Raw genomic sequence first — 23,403 nt, 5'->3', positions numbered from 1 at the left:
AAGTAGTTGGACAAAAATAAATAATGTCATTGCGAGCCCAGCGAAGCAATCCCAAACCCCTGCGTTGGCGAAGCCTGCGCGTAGCGCTTATGCTTCACTTCACTATCGTTCCGTTCGCAATGACATGGTTGCGTTTATTTATGTCCGACTACTTATACAGGGGTGCCAAAACAGGCTCGCGCTCTTGAATTGTAGCCGCCTCTGACTCTGACTCTGACTCAGTACAGTAAACTTCACAAGAATTGTTCGGGCTCTCAATCAGCTTGATTTTATATAGCTGTGCTCCTAACTCGCGGATGGGCGATCGCAACAACTCCCGAATATAAATCGCAATATTCTCCGCCGTCGGTACAACCTCAGCAAAATAAGCTATATCTTTGTTTAAAAAGGTGTGATCCAACGGATCGAGTACATACTCGTCAATCGCCTTTTGTAAAGCTCCCAAGTCAACAATCATACCCGTGCGTTCGTCCATTTCGCCTTTGACGGTTACTTCTAAGTGATAATTGTGACCGTGACCATTAGGGCGAGCACACTTACCATAAATCTCGCAGTTTTCCTCATAGCTAAGTTTGGGATGAGCGAGTCTATGAGCGGCGCTAAAGTGGGTGCTGATAGTCAGATAAGCTTCCATTCCGTTTCCTAAATAATCTGCCCAAAGTTCGGGGTGTTCAAACAGTTGAATACGAGTCAAAGGTAAGTGCGGTGCGAGGCGCTGCCAAATTACCCTAGCAATGTTTTCGGTGGTTGGCAAAGTTTGCTCAAACTCTGGCCAAGCTTGGTTGAGATAGGAAAAGTCGAGATGATTGGTGACTTCCCGCTTGATGACGTGCTTGACATTTGACAAGTTGAGCACCATGCCGTAGCTATCGAGTTCGCCTATCATCGAAACGTATAGGACGTAATTGTGCCCATGTCCCGGTGCGCGTGCTGTGGGGCCAAAGCGATCGCTGTTTTCGGCTGCACTCAATTCTGGCAACCAGTAGCGGTGACTCGCTGAAAATTGTGCCCGCCTATTTATAACGCATTGCATAAACCAGTGGGGTATTATATTGTTAAGTTCTGTAAACAAGTTTACACCTTTTTAAGGATAGTTTCATCCTTAATCGGGATTTAGGGCGATCGCTCTTGCATTGTAGTACATGACTTGAGTGGAGATCGCAGTATTTCCAAAGTAGTAAGGACGCTCACAGCGATTGCAGGTGCGGTTCTGGCACAATTATCAGGGAATTCGATCGCAGTAATCAGAAGTGAGGAGCCAAATTTCTTCTTCAAGAATAGGACTTACACGCGGATAACATAATTCTGTTGCGATCGTAGGGACGTAATCTCAAAACTAAGTTTTTGGTATTTCGTGCGTAAGTCCTGAATAATTTATCGATTACCAATTATTAATAAATTAGGATTTTAGTAGAACATAGAAAATGGTTAAAAATCTCGAAAAAATCTTTACAACTCCGTTGTTTTATCTAGGAGATAAACATCTATCACTGAGTTCAATAGTCGAATTATTATTTTTAGTTTTAGGAGTGCTTATTGTTTCTCGTGTTCTTAGCGAGTGGATTAAGCGAGGACTGCTAGTTCGCATGAAATTAGACCGGGGTAGCAGAGAAGCGATCGCCGCCTTGAGTAGTTATATACTAGCCGGTTGTGGTTTAATAATTGTTCTACAAAGTGAAGGTATTAACCTCAAATCCCTCACTGTCATAGCTGGAGTTGTAGGCATTGGCTTCGGCTTCGGATTGCAGAATCTAGCCAGCAATTTTATCAGTGGAATCACACTACTTTTTGAACATCAGATTAGAGTTGGAGACTTTGTTGAAATTGATAACCTATTAGGAACAGTAGAAAATATTTCCATCCGCTCTACAATCATCAGAACAATCGACGGTCTTTTTGTCATTGTACCCAACATCAAATTTGTTGAAAATAATATTATTAACTGGAGTTATAAAGATCCTAAATGCCGCATTCGCGTTCCCGTAGGAGTTGCTTACGGAACCGATCCATTATTGGTCACAGAAGTTTTATTAGTTGCGGCCCGCATGGAACCAAATGTTTTATCTCATCCCTCTCCCAAAGTATGGTTCCAAAAGTTTGGAGATAGTGCTTTAAACTTTGAACTTTTAGTTTGGATTGACCACCCCCAAGAAAGCGATCAGATTAAAAGTGCTTTGAATTTTTTGATAGAACATGAGTTGCGTAACCGAGGTATTGAAATCCCATTTCCTCAGCAAGATTTGTGGTTGAGAAATCCGCAAGATTTAAATAAATTATTTCGTTATAGCCATAGCGAAACTGAAATTACTGATGGTATAGCATTCGCACAAAATAGCTCTATTTCCGAGCAAAAGAAACCAGGTTCAAAATCGCTAAATCATTGGAATCTACGAGATTTATTACGGCGAGTAGCTTACTTTGAGCAGTGTACAGATTTGGAACTACGACAATTAATTGAATATGGCTATAGACAACTGTTTCCCGCAGGACAAACTATATGTCAGGAAAACGATCCCGGTGATTCTTTTTATATTATTCTTTCCGGTACGGTAGAAGTGCTTTCTCAACGTGCTGATAAATATATTGCTACTATTCATGAAGGCGAGTTTTTTGGCGAGATATCTTTGCTTTTAGGAACTCCTCGTTCAGCGACGGTTAGAGCTATGGAAGATTCAATTTTGTTTGTTGTAGAGCGTCATGACTTGCAAAAACTTTTAGTAGAGCAACCAAGTTTAGCAGACCAAATTGCTAAAAAATTATCGGAACGCAAACAAGCATTGCAAGCTTTGGGATTATTCGATGAAAGTTCCTCAGAGCAAACACCTTTTATTAGAATACGTAAGCGAATTCAAACTTTATTTGGGATTTAATAAGAAAGAAGGAAGAAGGATTTAGTTATGCTAGGAGATTCCCCAAAACTAACGTACAGCTTGTCTTTCTTATTCCCCATCCCTTGACAATCGAGAAAAAGCACCTTACACTGATATTACGAACACAAACTAAATTTCAATGATTACTAACTCTACTATTAATTGCAAACCTCCGAGCCGATGGCACGACGTTCTCGCCCCCCACAGCATCGGCTACCGGATCAAGCTGCTGGCCCAACTCAGCGGCCGCAGGTTTCAAGAACGGCTGGAACCCTTTGGTTTAACGCCTTTTCATTGGTTAGTGTTGTGCTGTCTGTGGCAAGAAGACGGCCTCCCCACTTCCAGCATTGGCGAGAAACTGCAACAGGTAGGGGGGACTTTAACAGGGGTGATCGATCGCATGGAAGAACGGGATCTAGTCCGCCGGGAACGCGATCCCAACGATCGCCGTATTTGGCGCATTTGGCTAACTCAAGCTGGCCGGGAACTGCAAGACGTACTCCCACCGATCGCACTCGGCATCCGCGAACAAGCTATGACCGGAATTTCGAGTGCCGATCGCGAACTCTTCTCAGAACTCATAGATCGGGCGATCGCCAATCTTTCCTAAGATTTCCTCCCTGGGATCGCCCTAATGGATGAAGTGCAACCATCACCACCTCTTGTAGATTTAAATTAATCCTCAAATCATCCTCATGAAAGAAGTCTAGCCGCCCTCACTCTTTGTAAACTCTAATTAATCCTCTAATACTACGTACTCTAAACAAAAGCAGCCTTAATACCATAAAACTACGCATTCTAAACAAACGACATCTTAGTAAATACCAGGAGAGAACCACAATGCAACGCCCTAACGAAGAAATCAACGCCGCCGAACTCAACGGCAAAGGACAAGGAGTCGCCCTTCTAGAAAAGCCAGATGTCGGCGTTGCAGATATCAGCGATAAAATGCCTGCGATCGAGACTGAGACAGCGATTGCACCCATTACCGAAACAGAGCAAAAACAGCCCCCAGCCGACCAGCCGAAGAAAGGCGGCCCGAACTTACTAATCTTGGGAATATTAGGAATAGGTGCGATCGCCGCTAGCACCTTTGGGTATAGATACTGGCAATACGCCTCCGCCCATATCGAGACGGAAAACGCCACAGTTTCCGGTCATATCCACCAAATCAGCACCCGTATTAACGGGACTGTCAGCGACGTACTCGTAGCCGACAACCAGCAAGTAAAACCGGGACAACTGCTAGTCAAACTCGACCCCCGCGACTACCAGGTTAAAGTCCAGTTAGCCCAAGCCGCTTTAGAAAGCGCCCGCCGCCAAGCTCAAGCGGCGGAATCGAGCGTGTCTCTAGCTTCTCAAACAAACCAAGGTAAGACAACGCAAGCTCAAGGGGATATCTCAACGGCCCAAGCTGCGATCGGCACTGCTCAAGCCGCTCTCAGAGAAGCCCAAGCCGGCGTACCCGCAGCCCAAGCTATTGTCGCCCAAGAAGAAGCCGGAGTCCCAGCAGCCCAGGCGAAGGTAACGCAAGCAGAATCAAGCATTCCCCAGGCCCAAGCGAGAGTTAGGGAAGCCCAAGCGGGAGTTTCTGGGGCGCAAGCGAGGTTAGCCCAAGCCGAGGCGACGGTGACAAAGGCTAAGGCAGATTTGCAGCGCTACGATGAACTATTTAAGGAAGGCGCGATCGCAGGTCAACAACTAGACACAGCCCGCCAAGCCTACGATGTCGCCGTTGCCCAAAAAACCGCCGCCCAACAGGGAATCGAACAAGCTAAGGCCCAAGTCGCACAGGCTCAACAAGGCGTAGCGACAGCCCAAGCAGCATTAGCTGAAGCCAAGGAAGGTGTTAACCAAGCCCAGGCAAAAGTTGCCCAAGCCAGAGTTGGGATAGCCAGCGCCGAAGCGAAAGTCGCCCAAGCGCAAGAGGGGATTACTTCGGCTCAATCAAAATTAGAAGCTTCCAGAGGCGGATTGCAACAGGCTCAAGCTACTGGTCAGCAAACCCAGGTCAATCGATCGCAGTACAATGCAGCATTAGGTGCGATCGCGCAGTCAGAAGCCACCCTCAAAGACGCTCAACTGCAACTTTCCTATACCAATATCACCGCCCCCGCTGCTGGAGTCATCGGACGAAAATCTGTAGAAGTTGGTCAGCGCGTGCAACCGGGAACTCCTTTAATGGCGATCGTTAGTAATGAGTATTGGGTGACAGCTAACTTTAAGGAAACGCAATTGACTAACATGAAACCCGGTCAAAAAGTAGAAATTAAATTAGATGCTTTCCCCAATCATAAGTTTGAGGGTCGAGTCGATAGTTTCTCACCAGCATCAGGTTCTCAGTTTGCCTTATTGCCTCCCGATAATGCTACTGGCAACTTTACAAAAATTGTCCAACGGATTCCAGTAAAAGTTGTGTTTGATGGCGAAAGTGTCAAAGGATATGAATCGCGGATTGCACCGGGAATGTCTGCTGTTGTCAACGTTGAAATTAAATAGTTAGTTAACGGTTAACTGTTAACTGTTAACTGTTAACGGTTAACTGTTAGTGGTTAGTTGTCATTGCGTTGGCGTAGCCTGCGTAATGACAAAAGCCAACTACTAACAATTAACAACTAACCACTAACAATTAACAATTAACAATGATCGCACTTCCCCCAGCACTACGTTCTAGAAACTACCGCCTATTTTTCGCCGGACAGGGAATCTCTCTAATTGGCAATTGGATGACACAAATCGCTTCAATTTGGTTAGTTTATCATTTAAGCCAATCAGCTTTTTTACTAGGTGTAGTTGGATTTGCTGGTCAACTTCCCACTTTGATTGTCATACCATTTGCCGGAGTTTTAATAGATAGGTGGAATCGCCACCGAGTTCTAGTTATTACTCAAATACTTGCTATGATCCAGTCATTAGCACTAGCATTTTTGGCACTAACAGGAACAATTAATATTTGGCAAATCGTTATCCTGAGTTTTTGTCAAGGTGCAATCACCGCTTTTGATGCGCCAGCGCGTCAAGCTTTTGTACCTGAAATGGTAGAAAGGAAAGAACATTTAGCAAATGCGATCGCGATCAATTCTTCGATGTTCAATGCAGCAAGATTAGTCGGGCCTGCAATTGGAGGTTTGCTAATAGCTAACGTTGGGCCAGGTTACTGTTTTCTAATTGATGGTCTCAGCTACATCGCAGTAATTGCAAGTTTGTTAGCGATGAATGTTAAGCCTCGGAAACTAGCAGTCATTACTACTAATCCTTTAGAAAGATTTAAAGAAGGATTTGCTTATGTCTTTGGTTTTCATCCCATTCGTTCTATTTTAATATTATTAGCATTAATCTGCTTTGCTGGAATGCCATATACAATTCTAGCACCAATTTTTGCTACCAACATTCTACATGGAGGCCCTGAAACTTTGGGCTTTTTAATGGCAGCTTCAGGAATCGGAGCCTTATCGGTTGCGATTTATTTGAGTACGCGAAAAAGTGTACTAGGGTTAGGCAAATTAATTGCTATTTCGCCCGCAATTATGGGTTTAGGACTCATCGGTTTTGCAGCCTCGCGCCAGTTGTGGCTTTCATTAATAATGATGTTGGTAATTGGCATTGGTTTTATCCTCAATGTTACATCAAGCAACACCTTTTTACAAACAATAGTTGAAGATGACAAACGGGGGCGAGTAATGAGTATTTACGCGATGGCATTATTTGGTGCTACTCCTTTTGGCAATTTAATTGCTGGTGGGTTAGCTAATTATATCGGTGCTCCTAATACATTAATGATTGGAGGTATGATTTGTATTTTTAGCTCATTTATTTTTGCTAAGCAGTTACCAACGTTAAGGCGCTTAGTTAGACCGATTTATATGGAAATGGGTTTATTAAGTAAATCCACCTAATTAAATATAAGATAAGGATCGCTAAAAAGCCGACTGTATAAACATTCTTCCTTCTCTCCTAGATAACTAAATTTTTCTTCCTTCTTCCTTCTCTCCTAGATAACTAAATCCTTCTTCCTTCTTCCTTCTTCCTTCTTCCTTCTACTTAATACCGCCCTCTGGGTGATGTGTTGTAACACCGAGATCGGAGTGGTAAGTAGAAGGACGTAATTAAACGGAAAAGACAGCTCGTACAGGTTTCTGGAATCAACACCAACTTTTTTAATTTGTGATAAGATTTTTCTTGAAGCTGCCGAATCTAGGTGTTATGGCAAGCCAACTATACTATATTGCAGTTGTCGGGTGGTCAACTAGGAAACTGCGATCGAGATAGGTGTTATGGAAAAATTCGTAACACCAGCCGTCCACAGGGTTTTAATCAACCACCAAGACAGCAGTTGACGCTATGAATGCAGACCTCCCCTAAACCCCGATTTTGATAGAGTATATCTAGCATGAACAGCCAACAATCGGAAGCCCCATTAGGATACATTTTAATAGTTGACGACCAACCAGATAACCTGCGGGTTTTATCCGCATTATTGAGAAAGCGGGGGTATGAATGCCGCCGCGCCATTAATGGGCAACTGGCACTTAGAGCTTGTAACTCAAACCCACCGGATTTGATTCTACTAGACATAGTAATGCCGGTTGTAGACGGTTACGAAGTCTGCAAACAACTCAAATCAGGCGAGAAAACCTGCGACATTCCAGTGATTTTCTTGAGCGCCAAAGGTGAAGTCTTTGAAAAAGTAAAAGCATTTGCCGCAGGCGGAGCGGACTACATCAGCAAGCCTTTTCACTCGGAAGAAGTTTTAGCTCGTGTAGAACATCAATTAACAATGCAGAGGCTGCAAAAGCAGCTCAAAGAACAAAATCAAATTCTGCAAGCAGAAATTAAGACTCGCTTAGGAGTTGAGAAAGTCCTGCAAGAGCAAAACAAAATCCTTCAAAAAGAAATCAGCGATCGGAAACAGGCAGAAGCAGCGCTAAGGGAAAGCGAGCGATTTACTCAGCAAATCGCCGAAGCCAGCCCAAATATATTATACATACACGACCTCATCGAGCAACGCAATATTTATATTAATGGTCAAATTCGCCAAGTTCTCGGTTATACTCCCCAAGAAATTCAAAATATGGGTTGTAAGTTGCTCTCAAATCTAATACACCCAGAAGATATTGTCAAACTACAAGAATATTATCAAAAAATTAAGAACTGCTCCAACGGCAATATATTTGAATTTGATTATAGGATGAAACATCAAGACGGTTCTTGGCGCTGGTTGAAGAGCCGAGATGCGATATTTGTCAGAACTCCCGAAGGCCAAGTCAAACAACTTCTAGGTACAGCCAGCGATATCACCGAGCAAAAGCAAACTGAAGATGAAATTCGTTTGCTACTAGCAACAACTCAAGCTATTAATCGCTCCCTAGATTTTCAAGATGCTTTAACAGTAATTCTCGGTTTATTTTGTACCAGCATCGGATGGGATTTTGCCGAAGCTTGGATTCCTGCGGGTAGAGAGGGTACAGTTTTAGTTTGTAGTGAAGGTTGGTATGGCAGCGACTTATCACTTGAAGAGTTTCGGCGTTTTAGCAAAAGATTCACCTTTGCATCAGGGATCGGACTACCAGGCCGTATTTGGTCTTCTGGAGAGCCAGAATGGATAGAAAATATTTGTGATTATAAGAATCCTATTTTCATAGGACGGACGCGCATCGCCGCAGCAATGGGGTTAAAAGCTTGTTTTGGCGTACCAATTTGTGCTAACAGAGTAGTTTTAGCTGTTTTAGTTTTCTTTAAGCGGTCAAAAAGCCTAAAAGATCGGCGCTTACTTGAGCTAGTAAATGCTGTGGCAACTCAGCTAGGTTCCCACATTCAACGCAAACAAGCAGAAGAAGCATTACAGCAGCAATTTTTGCGGGAGAGGCTAGTAGGAGCAAGTATCGAGCGGATTCGCCAGTCTCTGAAATTGGAAGAAGTGCTGAAAACTGCTGTGGAAGAAGTGCGTTATTTTTTGTCAACTGACCGCGTAGCAATCTATCACTTTAATCCTGATGGGATAGGGGCAATAGCTGTCGAGTCAGTGGGAGAGGACTGGATGCCTATTTGCGGAAAAGATATTCAAGACAATTGCTTTGTTGAAAATTATATTTCCCTTTACCAGGAAGGTCATATTTGTGCAATTGAAGATATTTATACTGCTGGTTTAAAGCACTGTTACCTTGATTTTCTCAGCAAATTTCAAGTTAAAGCTAATTTGGTAGTACCAATTTTGCAAAATAGTCAGGAGTCTGAAGTTAATGGCGAAAGCTCCCAATCAAAAATCAAAAATATATTATGGGGTCTGCTAATAGTCCATCACTGCAAAGGCCCTCGTGTTTGGCACTCCTCAGAAATCGAATCCCTCAGACAGTTGTGCGTGCAATTGGCAATTGCTATCCAACAATCGACACTTTTTGAACAAGCGCAAATCGAAATTTCCGAGCGCAAGCAAGCAGAATTAGCTCTGCAACAAGCTAAAGAAGCCGCTGAAGCTGCCAACCGTGCCAAAAGCGAATTTCTTGCTAATATGAGTCATGAGTTGCGAACGCCTTTGAACGGCATTTTAGGCTATACTCAAATCCTGAAAATGCACGACAATTTAACTTCTCAGCAGCAGGATAATCTCCAGACTATTCAAGACTGCGGCGGACATTTACTAACTCTAATTGATGACATTTTAGATCTCTCCAAAATTGAAGCGGAGAAAATGGAACTATACCCTACAGAGTTAGATTTTCGTAACTTTATTAAAAGTATTAGCGATCTTTTCCAGATGCGAGCTAGCCAAAAAAATATTGCCTTTACTTGTGAAGAATTATCGCAATTACCCAGGAGTATTTACGCTGACGAGAAAAGATTACGGCAAGTTCTAATTAATTTACTAGGCAATGCAGTTAAGTTTACCAACAGCGGCGGTGTAACTTTTAAAGTCGGCTGTTTAGAAGGTGGAGAATGGGGACTGGGAACGATCGGTAACAACGAACAACGAACAACTAACAATTACCAATTACCAATTATCAAACTTCGCTTTCAAGTAGAAGATACTGGCATTGGTATAGAAGCAAGTAAATTAGAAGAAATATTTTTACCGTTCCACCAAGTAAGCGATCGCGCTTATTCTACTGAAGGTACGGGACTGGGACTATCGATCAGCCAAAAATTAGTTAAGATGATGGGCGGCGAAATCGGCGTTAAAAGTGCCTTGAATAAAGGCAGCATTTTCTGGGTGGATTTAGAATTACCATTAGTTGAAAACAGTTACCCACTGGTTGAAACAAAGGAAGTACCCCAGATTGTTGGCTTTTTAGGCCATAAGCGCAAAGTTCTAGTAGTGGATGACAATCAGATAAATCGCGATATCTTACGCAATCTTCTTGAACCTTTAGGGTTTGAGATTATTGAAGCTGCCGATGGTAAAGAATGCCTGAATAAGGCTGTAGAATTCAAGCCAGATGTAATCTTAATGGATTTAGTAATGCCCGTAATGGACGGCTTTGAAGCTACTAGGCGATTGCGGTATTTACCAGAACTAAAAGATATAGTTTTACTCGCGATTAGTGCCAGTGCTTTCGATAATACTAAACTCGATTTTTTATTGGGAGGTAGTGATAATTTTCTGATCAAACCGATCGAAGTAAAGCAGCTTTTAGACAGATTACAACTACGTCTAGGATTAGAATGGATTTACAAAGATCGAGGGGGAAAAAGAAAAAAGAAGGATGAACCCCTGGATTCTTTTCAGACTGCGTGCAGTTTACAGAGTGATGAGCCCTTTATCTCCACATTAACGGAAACATCCTGCTTTCTTCCCCCTTCTAAAGACTCAATCGCTGCTTTGTTAAGCTCAGCGGAAATCGGGGATATCGAAGAAATTTTGGAGGAAGCTGCTAGGCTGGAAAACTTAGATACTAAATTAGTACCCTTTGCCAGTCATATGCGCCAATTAGCTAAAGGATTTCAGCTCTATAAAATTCAAAAACTCCTTCAGGGATATCTGGCACAATATTAATTAAACCTGTTGAATTTTCCTTTAAACTCAATCAGCAATTAAATTTAAAATGACAGATAAAAAAATTGAAAAAAATATCATACTCATCGTAGACGACAATCAAAATAATCTGGATGTGCTTTTCGATTTATTGAAGAAGTCCGGTTTTAAAGTCTTAGTAGCTCTTAACGGCGAAAGTGCAATTAAGCAAATTGAACGCATTCATCCTACTTTGATTCTCTTGGATGTGATGATGCCAGGAATTGATGGTTTTGAAACTTGCCGTAGGCTGAAAACCAATCCCACTACCCAAGACATTCCAGTAATTTTTATGACTGCACTTTCTGAGACAGTCAATAAAGTCCAGGGTTTTCAAGTAGGTGCTGTCGATTACATCACTAAGCCATTTCAGTATGAAGAGGTATTAAGCAGACTTAACACGCATCTAACTATCCGCAATCTACAAAAGAAACTTCAGGAAAAAAATGCAGAGCTTCTCGATGTCAACGACAACTTAGAAAAACTTATAGAACAAAAGACTAAACAACTGGTTCAACAAGAAAAAATAGCTATCATTGGGAGGTTAACCCAAGGATTATTTCACAATTTAAGAAATCCTCTTCAAGTTATTTTAACTACCGTTAATCTGATCGAAACAAAAGCGCAAGAAACTGAAGATATAGTATGTTTAAAGTATGGCGGGTATATTAACACTGCTGTTAACCAAATAAATGATATCGTAAATACCCTAATGCTCAAAAGCAGAAAAGAACAAGAGCAAGATTTAAAACCGATTAATATCAACGAACTTTTGCGGCGCGAGATTCAATTATTAGAAGCAGATTTTCAGTTCAACTCGACCATTAAAAAGAAATATATATTTGACGAGCAAATAGTCAGTATTCCTTTAATATATTGTCATATTTCCCAGATATTTCATAGCTTGGCTGAGAATGCAATTGATGCGATGTGGGGAGAAAAAGTTAAAGAACTAACTATTATTACTAGGCAAGACGATCGCCGAATCTACATAGACGTTAAAGATACCGGTTGTGGAATTGCATCTGAAAATATGTCAAAAATATTCGATCCTTTCTACACAACAAAGTTAGCAAATTACGAAGATAGGGAAGCAGGAGTTCCTACAGGGATTGGACTAGGACTTTATACTTGTCTTGAACTTTTAAAACCTTTTAAAGGAGAAATCGCCGTCAGCAGTAAACTGAAAAAGGGTAGCGTGTTTACGGTTATTTTACCCAAACAGCTTGAGGAATAATTAGCAGTCAGGAGATGGGGAGATGGGGAGATGGGGGAAATGAGGGAGCAACTTAATCAATTAAAAATTAAAAATGCAAAATTAAAAATTGTGAGATTTAAGTTTTAACTTTTAATTTTTAACTTTTAATTATAGCAACCGCTTTCGTCCTTTAGGGCAACTCAAGCGTGTTACCTCTGGTTCATAATCCATTAGGTCGTAAGCTTTTCCCTCTTCCCTCTTCCATCTTCCCTCTTCATAGTAATAAAATTAGCTCCAATTCAATCGAGATACTTTACTAGGTTGCTCTAGCTCTTGAATTTTCTCAACTGCATCTTGATAATACTGAGTTTTGCCTTGTTGCTGATAGATTTCTGCGGCTTTCTTAAAATCTGCGAGTGCTGCTTCCTTTTCTTTAAGGTAGTGGCGAATATTACCGCGATTGTAGTAAGCTTCGCCTAAATTAGGATTAAGCCGGAGGGCTTGGTCGTAATCGGAAAGTGCATACTGATAATTTTTTAATGCAGAGTAAGCCAGACCTCGATGTAGGTAGCCGATCGCATAGTTGGGATTGATACGAATTGCCTGGTTGTAATCAGCGATCGCTCCCTGAATATCGCCTTTGCTAGCACGAGCTAAACCTCGGTTACTATATATTCCAGGCTGGTTAGGATTGAGGCGAATCGCTTCGGTGAAGTCTTCAATCGCTCCAGAGTAATCGCCTTTTAGTAACTTATCTACACCTCGGTCAAAAAATTGGTCGATGCTCTTTTGAGCAGTAATTATGGGCGATAGCTCAGCTTTAACAGCAGAAGGTAGTCCGCTTAAAGCTGCAATAAGTCCTAAAAAAGTGATGGCTTTGTATATAGATTTCATGGTTTTTGTAATTTGTAGTCTTGGGGTCAGATAGAAGAATTTTAGACCGATAGTATTCGGCTCATTTGAATATATGTCCCACCCTAGAGCCACTTATGCACTATATGTTGTAAAATTTAAAGTCTAAAGTCTAAAATCCTAAATCGCCATGTCTTTTGTCGGCCTCCATATTCACAGTGACTATAGCCTGCTTGATGGAGCATCTCAGCTACCGCCCCTGATCGACCGAGCGGTGGAGTTGGGTATGCCCGCGATCGCGCTTACAGATCACGGAGTTATGTACGGCGCGATCGAACTTATTAAAGTTTGCCGTAATAAAAATATTACACCCATTATTGGCAATGAGATGTATGTAGTCAATGGCGATATTTCTGTCAAAGTTAAAGGCAGAAAAAAATACCATCAAGTTGTTTTAGCTAAAAATACTCAAGGTTATAAAAATCTAGTTAAATTAACGACCATTTCTCACTTACAAGGAATGCCAGAAAGAGGTCTTTTTGCCCGTCCTTGCATTAACAAAGAACTGTTGGAACAATATCATGAAGGTCTGATCGTCACCAGCGGTTGCAGAGCAGGCGAAGTCCCCCGCCTGATCGATCTAGGCAATCTAGAAGAGGCTCGAAAAGTAGCCAAATGGTACAAAGATTTATTTGGCGATGATTACTATTTAGAAATTCAAGATCATGGTTTCTGGGAAGACAGAATTGTGAATATTGAGCTGGTAAAAATTGGTAAAGAACTGGGAATTAAAATAGTTGCTACCAATGATTCCCACTTTACAGCTTGTAGTGATGTCGAAGCTCACGATGCTTTGCTGTGCATTCAAACTGGCAAACTGGTTGAGGATGAAAAGCGGATGCGCTACAGCGGAACTGAGTATTTGAAATCTGCTGAAGAAATGGCGCAACTATTTAGAGATCATTTACCAGATGATGTCATCAAAGAAGCAATTGCTAACACTTTAGAAGTCGCTGGTAAAATCAAAAAATACGAAATTTTTGACGAACCTCGCATTCCCACCTATGAAATCCCTCCAGATCACACAGCAGATACTTATGTAGAATATGTTGCATGGCAAGGATTGCTAGAACGATTTAAAGCCAAAGAGCGCAAAGAGATCAAGCCAGTTTATAAAGAACGGCTGGAATACGAATTAAAAATGATTCAGGACATGGGTTTTTCCACCTATTTTTTAGTAGTTTGGGACTACATCGATTATGCTCGCAGAAATAACATTCCTGTGGGGCCAGGAAGGGGTTCGGCGGCAGGTTCTTTAGTTGCCTACGCCATGAAAATCACGAATATTGACCCAGTACATCATGGCTTACTATTCGAGAGATTTCTTAACCCAGAACGTAAATCTATGCCAGATATTGATACAGATTTCTGCATAGAAAGACGAGATGACATGATTAAATATGTGACTGAAAAATATGGTGCTGAGCGTGTAGCTCAAATTATCACTTTTAACCGCCTAACATCCAAATCTGTATTGAAAGATGTTGCCAGAGTATTAGGCGTTCCTTACAAACGAGCCGATGAAATGGCAAAGTTAATCCCTGTATCGCGGGGAAAACCGGAAAAATTAGCGGTAATGATTTCAGAACAAACGCCAGCACCGGAGTTTAGACAAGCTTATGAAGAGGAGACTCTTCAAGCTAAAAATAACGATGGAACTGAAGAAAAAACGATTGCAGTTCGCCAGTGGCTTGATATGGCAATTCGGATTGAGGGAACGAATAAAACCTATGGCGTTCACGCGGCTGGAGTCGTGATTTCCGCGCAACCATTAGATGAAATTGTACCGCTACAAAGGAATAATGAGGGGGCTGTAATTACGCAGTATTATATGGAAGACTTGGAATCCCTCGGTCTTTTAAAGATGGATTTTTTGGGCTTAAAAAACTTAACAATGCTCCAAAAAACTGTTGAGTATATCAAGCAAACAAGAGATTGCGATATTGACCCAGAAATGCTACCTTCTGATATAGAACGCAAAGCACAAGAAGCTTTTGTTACTTGCAAAAAATTACCAGAAGATGTATCTAAAACCTATAAATTATTAGCAAAAGGCGATTTAGAAGGAATTTTTCAGTTAGAATCGTCGGGGATGCTTGATGTAGTTAAGAAACTAAAACCCTCCTGTTTAGAAGATATTTCTTCAATTTTAGCGCTGTACAGACCGGGGCCTTTAGATGCAGGTTTGATTCCCCAATTTATCGATCGGAAGCATGGGAGAGAGTTAGTTGAATACGATCACCCCCTGTTAGAGCCGATTCTCAAAGAGACTTATGGAACCCTTTGTTTTCAGGAGCAAATCATGCGTGTTGCTCAAGATTTAGCTGGCTATTCTTTGGGTCAAGCTGACTTGTTACGCCGCGCAATGGGGAAGAAAAAAGCTGACGAAATGCAGAAGCAGCGAGAAACATTTATTGATGGTGCGACTAAGAATGGAGTTAGCCAAAGAATTGCTGAAAAGTTATTCGAGCAGATGCTTCAATTCGCTGAATATTGCTTTAACAAATCCCATTCAATGGCCTACGCCTATGTTACTTATCAAACCGCATATTTAAAGGCAAATTATCCCGTAGAATACATGGCTGCACTGTTAACTGCTAATAGTGGCGACCAGGATAAGGTACAGAAATACATTGCTAATTGTATTAAGATGGGGATTGAGATCGAGCCGCCAGATATTAATCGCTCAAAAGTGACTTTTACTCCACTACCTAAACAGGTAACAGATGCAGAAATAGATAAAATTTTGTTTGGAATGTCTGCTGTTAAAAATTTAGGAGACAGTGCGATTGAGAATATTTTGAAAGCACGAGAGGAAGGCGGTAATTTTAAATCTCTGGCTGATTTCTGCGAACGAGTCGATCTCAAGGCTGTTAATAGCCGTGCTTTAGAAGCATTAATTCAATGCGGAGCTTTAGATCGTCTCAATTCTAATCGTAATCAATTAATGCACGATCTCGATGGCGTAGTTAAATGGGCCCAAGACCGTAAAAAAGATCGAGAAAGCGGACAGGGTAATCTATTTGACTTGTTAGGAATGAGCTTTGGAGAGACAGCAAATAGCTATGATTCTATCCCTAAGCATAAGCCTGTACCGGATTTTGATAAGCAAAAAAAGTTGAGTTTGGAAAAGGAATTATTAGGTTTCTACGTATCAGATCACCCTCTGAAATCGGTACTGCTAGCAACTCAAAATGAAGAGACTGTAACTGTCGCTCAGTTAGCAGATAAAAAAGGCAAAGACGTGGTGAAATTGATTGTGATGGTTACAGCAATTAAGCTAGTAACAACTAAGAAAAACGATCGTATGGCAATTCTGCAAGTAGAAGATTTAACAGGTCAATTAGAAGCTGTAGTTTTTCCCAAGACTTATGAAAAAGTTCACTTGCTGTTGCAAGATAATGCTTTGCTGATGATTAGTGGTAAACCAGACAAGCGCGATGATGGTCTTCAGATAATTGTAGAAGATGCTAAAGAAGTTGGACTAGAACAAGTTGCCAAAAATGACGAAGATGAACAGTTAATAGAAATTGTAGAGATTGTTGAACAGACAATTGAGCTTGTAGAGTTTGCAAAATCGAAAGCTGAAAAACCTAGGGAAGTCTTACAAATTGCCGAGGAAGTAAAATTTGTAAAAGCATCAGAAATGGTAATGTTGAAGTTGACACCATTGCAAGTTGAAGATACTGAAAAATTGAATCATTTAAAGGCACTTTTGCAGGAACTTTCAGACCGCAGAGAAAATGCTAAAGTGCCAGTAGGTGTAATTGTAGTAGGTCAATATTATCGTCAGTTGGTTCGGTTTGGGAGCGAGTTTTGGGTAGAAAGTGCTGAGGAAACGGTAAACCGTCTCCAGTCTTCTGGATTTAATGCTCAAGTTTCTTCTTTGAGTGGTAATTGGTAATTGGTAATTGCACTTAAGCACGCCTCACGTAACGCCGCCATCTTGGCGGTGAAGATACCGCCAAGATGGCGGCGTTACGGATACTTTTGCGTAAGTGTATGGTATAGCGTTTATTTATGTCCACCGCTTAATAGTTAACAATTAACTGTTAACAAAAAGTTTGGTTTAACTAATCTACGGTAAATCTACCTAGATTGAAAATTCCGTATATTTGCGGATGGAGAAACCAATAGATTCCAGTACAATAAAAAAGGGGTAATCTTAATTATTATCTATAATTAATGTTAGAAAAATTTTGCAAATTTGTCTGATTTCTGGCTCCAGATGCGTATGAATAATCAACGCACTCCTGGAGTTTCAAGATGTCCAATATTTTTACTGTCACTAACAATCTAGATAGCGGTTCTGGTTCGCTGAGAGCTGCAATTTCTGCCGCTGCTGCTGGAGATACAATTGTATTTGACCCTAGCCTCGCTAGTCAGACGATTACCTTAACTAGCGGTCAAATTAATATTAACAAAACTCTAATTATAGATGGTGCTGCTGCTCCTGGTATCGCCATTAGCGGCAATAATACTAGCCGTATCTTTGAATTGCCAGAAGGTTCTAGAACTGCTCCCTATAACGTCACTCTGCGTAACTTAATTGTCGCCAATGGTAAGGCATCAGGTACGGGTGAAGATGGTGCAGGAGCAGGAATTAAGACCAATATGGGGAATAATTTAACAGTTGAAAACTGCCAATTTAATAAGAATGCTGCTACCTACGGCGGCGGGGCAATTTTTACAGGATTCACCAGCAACTTAACTGTTATTAATAGTTCCTTTGATGGCAATGAAGGTTTCTTAGGTAAAGAAGAGCGCGGAGGAGGTGCGATCGCAACTAAAACCGGAGCTTCTCATATTATTAAAGGCTCTAGTTTTACTAACAATAAAGGCATCAACGGCGGGGCAATTAATAATCTCAATAGTCACATGACTATCGAAGATTGCACCTTCCTTAATAACGATACGCTCAATGGAGGTTTTGGAGCAACTAACGGTTACGGCGGGGCAATTTATACCGATGGTGCTAGCGAATCGGCAATTGGTGAAACTAGCGGTTTGTTTGTGCTTCGCAACTCTCGGATTGAGGGAAGTAAAGCCAAAGGTCAAGGCGGCGGGGTTTGCTTGTTTGTATCTTCTCGCGAGAACTTGGTGATTGAAAATACCACAATTATTAATAATGAAGCTCTCCCACCTGTTTCGGGAGGACCTGGTATCGGGGGAGGTTTGCGGATTGGCGGTTCAGGTACTTATACTATTAGCAAATCTACGATTACTAACAACTCAGCAACGGATTATGCTGGCGGTTTTTGGGTGGGTGAAGGAGTCCAGGGTACTATTATCAACTCGACTTTATCTGGCAATAAAGCAGTAAGTGCTGATGGGAAAGATGGTTATGGTGGAGCGATGATGGTTGCTTCTTCCAATCTGCAACAAATCATTAACTCCACGATTGCTAATAATTTTGCTGGTTTTATGGGTGGGGCATTTTGGGGAAGTAATGATAAAGCTACTGTCCAAAATTCGATTTTTGCTAACAATACGGCCGGCAATAGTAGCGAGATTAAGTGGCAGACGATCGCGCCATTAAATGATGGGGGAAATAATATCCAATTTCCGGCCGCCAAGGATATAAATATCACCACAGGCATTACTATTGCTGACCCCAAGCTTGGCCCGTTGCAAGACAATGGCGGTGGTATTTTTACCCACGCTTTGCTAGCAGGAAGTCCTGCGATCGATGCTGGAGTAGGTGTCTCTGGGGTTACGGTTGACGCACGCGGTGCTACGCGCACAGATGGCAAAATAGATGTTGGTTCCTTTGAGTTTGGCGCGATCGCCACACCAACTCCCACACCAGTACCAACACCTACTCCCACACCAGTACCAACGCCAGTACCAACGCCTACTCCCACACCAGTACCAACACCAATACCAACGCCTACTCCCACACCAGTACCGCTTCCCACACCAACTCCAGTACCCCCGCCACTGCCAACACCGACTCCCATCCCAACGCCAGGGCCAACGCCTACTCCCACACCCACACCAACCCCAGCAGATACAAGTTGCCTTGGCGATCGCTTTCCGACTCCCAATCTCGCGATCGCTACCATCAACCCCAACTCTGTTGACACAAATCTCGAAGGTACCGAGTCTGATGATTTTCTCAAAGCCGACTCTGCTAATAATTCTATCAATGGATTTGGCGGCAATGATACTTTAATAGGCATGATCGGTAATGACAACTTATATGGAGGAAACGGCAACAACTGGATATCAGCAAACGAAGGAAATGACTACATAAATGCCGGTGGCGGAGATAATTTGGTTTTTGCTGGCAAAGATAATGATGCGATCGCAGCGGGAGAAGGAAGCGATACACTCCTCGGCGACTTAGGCAACGATACTATCATCAGCGGTGGCGGAAATGACGCAATCTCTGCCAATCAAGGAGATGATTTGATCGACGCTGGTAGTGGCAACGACCTCATTTTTGCAGGCAAGGACAACGACGCTATCTTAGGTGGAGATGGGGATGATAAACTAATAGGTGATTTAGGGGCAGATACTCTCATTGGCGGCCAAGGGAATGACAGCTTAAATGGCGGCGATGGTGCTGACTTTTTAGATGGTGGTGCTGGTGATAATATCATGCTTGGAGGCAGTGGCAATGACATTATTAAAGGGGGAAATGGGAATAATTTTCTATCTGGTGAAAGTGGCAATGATACTCTTTGTGGTGGCAGTGGCAGCGAGTTACTTTACGGTGGAGATGGTGCAGATACCCTTGATGGTTGTGTTGGCAATGATACTCTCAAAGGCGACGGCGGTAACGATCTATTGATGGCCGGTATCGGCGATGATTTCCTAATTGGTGGTGCAGGAGATGATTCTTTAATTGGTTCAGCAGGGCGCGATATATTTGTGTTGACAATTGGTGAGGGCAACGATCGGGTTATTGACTTTGAAAAAGGTCAAGATTTGCTAGGCTTAAAAGGGGATTTAACGTTTGGAATGTTGAGTATCACTGCTGGTGCTGATGTTAGCGGTGCTACCACTTTAATTCGGATTGCTAATAGTGGCGAACTTTTAGTAACTCTTCAGGGAGTCGTACCCACTGCGATCGCATCTGAGGACTTCACGGGTAGCATCCCACTTTTGTAAAAACCCTACTTTTAAGGTAAACAGAACTTACCCACGCTTTACATAACGCCGCCACCCTAGAGAGCAAATAACCGCCAAGATGGCGGCGTTACGGATACTTTTATGTAAGTCCTGTTTGTAAAAAAACAGCTTCTTGGCCATTAGTGACAGTTAACAGTTAACAGTTAACAATTACTGCAACTCTTTAATTTTCTTGAGTGCCTGTTGATAATCATCTTTCCGTCCTAACTTCTGATAAAGCTCTGCTGCTTTCTGAAAATCGGCAATCGCTCCGGGTTTATCATTATTTGCCAAATGTGCGACACCTCGGTTATAGTAAGCATCGGCATAACCAGGATTGGCTTTAATTGCTAAAGTGTAATCTTCAATCGCTTGTTTTAAAGGGTCAAATACATTAGAGCCGCTGCGTGTAGGCTCTTGATAAGCATAGGCAACGCCTCGGTTAAAATAAGCTTCAGAATTTTTGGGATTTAATTCCAAAGAACGGTTGAAATCTGCGATCGCATCTTTTAGCTTTCCTTGATCCAAATGGGAAAGACCCCGCAAATAATAACCTTCGGCATTTTGGGGATTACCCAAAGATACGGGGCCCCGCGATGCTGGGGAATTGTTCACTTTCAACTCGGATTTATTCACTCCCGCGTCCGCCAAACGTGCGATAAACATATTAATCGGAACTGCGGCGTTAAAGCCTGTTTTAATCGGGGCTACTTCTCCCGAACTGGTTTGAGCAAATCCAAATTCCCCTTGTCCATGCAAACCTACAAGGCGGCCATCAGCATCAAATACAGGCCCGCCACTCATCCCGCTCCAAGTCACTGCCTGATACCGTAAATTATATCCCTCCGGGCGACTCTGAGGGCGGCTCGTCACCAGTCCGGGAGAGAGTTCTGCCTCTCGTTCCGCCCCAAATAAACCCCCTGTAGCGGGATAGCCATAAACATATATCTGAGCACCGATGGCTGCTTGGTCTGAATCTCCAACTGTGGCAATTTGATATTCTTCTGGACTTTCAAATTTGACGATCGCTAAATCGGGATCTCTTTCAGTTTTTTGCAGCCGCGTCACGCTAGTTGCTTGATAGTTTTTGCCTGTGGAGGTGCGAATGGTGTATTTTACGTCAGTTGTCTCAACTACGTGATTAACTGTTAATACGGTATAAGTATTACCGTCTTTGGCAATAATTACGCCGGAACCGTCGCCGAGGGAACTGTTAACCTGAACTGTAATCGGCCCGGCAATCTCAGCAATTTCTTGGGGCGTTTTCGCGATCGCGGCTGTGGGTTGGCTGACTACTACTACTATGGCGGGAATTGTCCCTGCTAGGAGGCAGGCAAGGGAGTTGAAACGAGAAAAATTTCTGCTCATATTTTAAACTCTTAGCAATGATATGCGTATTTCGTTGGCATTTGTCTGTTGTTGGCGATCGCAATTGTTAACAGGCGATGGCATCAAACCCGATCGGTGTTTAGCGGATAGCGATTACCTTTTCCTGGCCTCTCACCCTGCCATTTTCCGTAACCAATTAAAAAGGGGGAAAAGCTTCAAAACGAAGGAATCATCAAAGCCCGATTTTCAGGCTTTGCGGATCTGTTCTGCGTAAGCCCTATCTTTGTGATAGTGTTAGTGGCGGTTTTGTTCCCCAGTAGTCGGATTCATACTCCCGGAATTTGCGATCGTCCATTCCACTATCGCTGTTCTTAATCCATCTAAAGTATATTCCTTCGCTTCTACATCTAGCCACCCGAACAGATTTTTACAGGTTTTAGAAGTTTCGGGGCCGATAGAAGCAATACAAACGCGATTTTCCCAATCGCTAGGTAAAGATAATTCTGGGTAGGTTTCTATTAAGTGACAAAAATTCTGGACTGTTTTGGAACTGGCAAAGGTAATGATATTAACCGATCGATTTTGAAGTGCTGCTAAGGCTGCTGGTGGAATAGTCTCAGGACAGCAGGATTGATAGGCGGGTACTTCTGTTACTTGTGCGCCTTTGGCAGTTAATTCTTTTACCAAAGCTTCTCTACCGCCGCTTTCTACTCTTGGAAAGAGAATTTTGCACCCATCTAAATTGTCGGGGAAATTGGCGGCGAGGGAATCGGCGATGAAGTCTGGGGGGATAAAGTCGGGAATTAGGGAGTGCGATCGCAAACTGTCGGCAGTTTTTTTACCAACTACAGCTATTTTAATCCCAGATAAAGCCCGTGCATCTTTACCGCTGGCAGCTAGTCGCTGAAAAAAGTAATCAGTACCGTTGGTGGATGTGAGTATTAACCAGTTGAAGTTTGACAGTTGTGCGATCGCACTATCGAGGGCCTCCCAACTCGCAGGCGGCCCAATCGCCAAGGCTGGCATTTCTATGACTTGTGCTCCTTCTAGCTGAAGGCGATCGCTAAATTCACTATTCTGACCCATTGAACGAGTCACTAAAATAGTTTTGCCAGCCAGAGGTTTTGTAGAACTAGGAATTTTTGCTTGAGAATCTTGCAAATTTATAACTTCTTCTTTCTGCATTAAATATTCACGTAGTCTCACCACTTCCCCAATGACAATTACACAAGGAGAAAGAGATTGACCTGCCGTTTTCTGTGCGATGTCCGCTATTGTACCGATCCAAATCTGTTTGTCTGCCCGTCCACAATCGCGGATAATTGCCGTAGGTGTTTGGTGCGATCGCCCATGTCTTTGCAATTGCCGCACTATTTCCTTTAAATTACCTCCTCCCATTAAAATTACTAAGGTTTCAATTTGTACTAACGCTTCCCAATCAAGAGCATCTGTATCGTGGGCACTCATTACCGCAAAACAGCGACTCATTACCGGATCTGTCAGAGGAATTCCTGCTAGTAAAGGTGCAGCTAAAGCTGAGGAAATTCCCGGCACCACTTCAAACTCACAATCAGCATCTCTCAATGCTTGAATTTCCGAAGTTGAACGACCAAAAATAAACGGATCGCCACTTTTTAATCTTACTACTAATTTCCCTGTTTGGCAGTGTTTCACTAACAAACGGTTAATTTCTTGCTGTGGAACTGAAGGTTTACCTCCCCGCTTGCCTACTTCTAATTTTAGGCAATCCGCCGATATTAATTCTAGTTGCGGAACATCAACTAAGGCATCATAAATTAATACCTCAGCTTGCGCTAAAAGTTCGTGCGATCTGACAGTCATTAAACTGCAATCTCCTGGCCCCGCACCTACTAAATATACTTTTCCCCTGCTTTCTTTCATAAAATTGTTAGTTGTTAGTTGTTAGTTGGTAATTGCTAATTGCTAATTGGTAATTGCTAATTGGTAAT

At 42.4% G+C, this 23,403-nt stretch carries 13 protein-coding genes; 9 read left to right on the top strand and 4 right to left on the bottom strand.

All coding sequences use genetic code 11. From position 1 onward, the window contains the following. Window positions 1–148: 148 nt before the first annotated feature. Window positions 149–1,033 carry a 6-carboxytetrahydropterin synthase gene (locus OSCI_RS14640; protein ID WP_007355778.1) on the bottom strand — a complete coding sequence of 295 codons (885 nt, stop codon included), beginning with the start codon at window positions 1,031–1,033 and terminating at the stop codon, window positions 149–151. Window positions 1,034–1,424: 391 nt separating this feature from the next. On the opposite strand from OSCI_RS14640, the gene OSCI_RS14635 reads away from it, so the two are divergent. The 6 genes from OSCI_RS14635 (at window position 1,425) to OSCI_RS14610 (ending at window position 12,115) form a co-directional block, all read left to right on the top strand. Beyond that, window positions 1,425–2,870, top strand: a complete 1,446-nt coding sequence (locus tag OSCI_RS14635; protein WP_007355777.1) for a cyclic nucleotide-binding domain-containing protein — start codon at window positions 1,425–1,427, stop codon at window positions 2,868–2,870. A 139-nt stretch (window positions 2,871–3,009) separates the two neighbouring features. Then, the gene (locus OSCI_RS14630) at window positions 3,010–3,480 is read left to right on the top strand and encodes a MarR family winged helix-turn-helix transcriptional regulator (protein WP_007355776.1); all 471 of its coding nucleotides are present in this window, start codon (window positions 3,010–3,012) and stop codon (window positions 3,478–3,480) included. Window positions 3,481–3,710: 230 nt separating this feature from the next. Next, a complete protein-coding gene (locus OSCI_RS14625; RefSeq protein ID WP_007355775.1) occupies window positions 3,711–5,369 on the top strand; it encodes an HlyD family efflux transporter periplasmic adaptor subunit in 1,659 nt (552 codons plus the stop codon). A gap of 143 nt (window positions 5,370–5,512) precedes the next feature. Beyond that, the gene (locus OSCI_RS14620; protein WP_007355774.1) at window positions 5,513–6,766 is read left to right on the top strand and encodes an MFS transporter; all 1,254 of its coding nucleotides are present in this window, start codon (window positions 5,513–5,515) and stop codon (window positions 6,764–6,766) included. A gap of 494 nt (window positions 6,767–7,260) precedes the next feature. Continuing rightward, window positions 7,261–10,860, top strand: a complete 3,600-nt coding sequence (locus OSCI_RS14615; RefSeq protein WP_007355773.1) for a response regulator — start codon at window positions 7,261–7,263, stop codon at window positions 10,858–10,860. Between the two features lie 49 nt (window positions 10,861–10,909). Next, window positions 10,910–12,115: a hybrid sensor histidine kinase/response regulator gene (locus tag OSCI_RS14610; protein ID WP_007355772.1), complete on the top strand. Its 1,206-nt coding sequence runs from the start codon at window positions 10,910–10,912 to the stop codon at window positions 12,113–12,115. A gap of 249 nt (window positions 12,116–12,364) precedes the next feature. On the opposite strand, the gene OSCI_RS14605 is transcribed toward OSCI_RS14610, so the two are convergent. Further along, window positions 12,365–12,970 (bottom strand): tetratricopeptide repeat protein, encoded by a 606-nt coding sequence (locus tag OSCI_RS14605; RefSeq protein ID WP_007355771.1) that lies wholly within the window; start codon window positions 12,968–12,970, stop codon window positions 12,365–12,367. A 148-nt stretch (window positions 12,971–13,118) separates the two neighbouring features. Between OSCI_RS14605 and OSCI_RS14600 the strand changes: the two genes are divergently transcribed. Continuing rightward, the gene (locus OSCI_RS14600) at window positions 13,119–16,892 is read left to right on the top strand and encodes a DNA polymerase III subunit alpha (protein ID WP_007355770.1); all 3,774 of its coding nucleotides are present in this window, start codon (window positions 13,119–13,121) and stop codon (window positions 16,890–16,892) included. Between the two features lie 362 nt (window positions 16,893–17,254). After that, window positions 17,255–20,104, top strand: a complete 2,850-nt coding sequence (locus tag OSCI_RS14595) for a calcium-binding protein (RefSeq protein WP_007355769.1) — start codon at window positions 17,255–17,257, stop codon at window positions 20,102–20,104. Between the two features lie 171 nt (window positions 20,105–20,275). On the opposite strand, the gene OSCI_RS14590 is transcribed toward OSCI_RS14595, so the two are convergent. Further along, on the bottom strand, window positions 20,276–21,472 hold the full coding sequence (locus OSCI_RS14590) for a tetratricopeptide repeat-containing S1 family peptidase (protein ID WP_007355768.1): 1,197 nt from the start codon (window positions 21,470–21,472) through the stop codon (window positions 20,276–20,278). A 22-nt stretch (window positions 21,473–21,494) separates the two neighbouring features. Here OSCI_RS14590 and OSCI_RS14585 point away from each other — a divergent pair, with 22 nt between their 5' ends. After that, a complete protein-coding gene (locus OSCI_RS14585) occupies window positions 21,495–21,707 on the top strand; it encodes a hypothetical protein (RefSeq protein WP_039962332.1) in 213 nt (70 codons plus the stop codon). Window positions 21,708–21,727: 20 nt separating this feature from the next. Here the strand turns inward: OSCI_RS14585 and cobA are convergent, their stop codons facing one another. Beyond that, window positions 21,728–23,335 (bottom strand): uroporphyrinogen-III C-methyltransferase, encoded by a 1,608-nt coding sequence (gene cobA, locus OSCI_RS14580; protein ID WP_007355767.1) that lies wholly within the window; start codon window positions 23,333–23,335, stop codon window positions 21,728–21,730. Between the last annotated feature and the right edge of the window lie 68 nt (window positions 23,336–23,403).

It is taken from the genome of Kamptonema sp. PCC 6506, assembly GCF_000180455.1.
GTDB classification, from domain to species: Bacteria; Cyanobacteriota; Cyanobacteriia; order Cyanobacteriales; family Microcoleaceae; genus Kamptonema; species Kamptonema formosum.
Note: the sequence above shows the minus strand (reverse complement) of the source record. Positions and strands in the feature narration are given on the sequence as shown.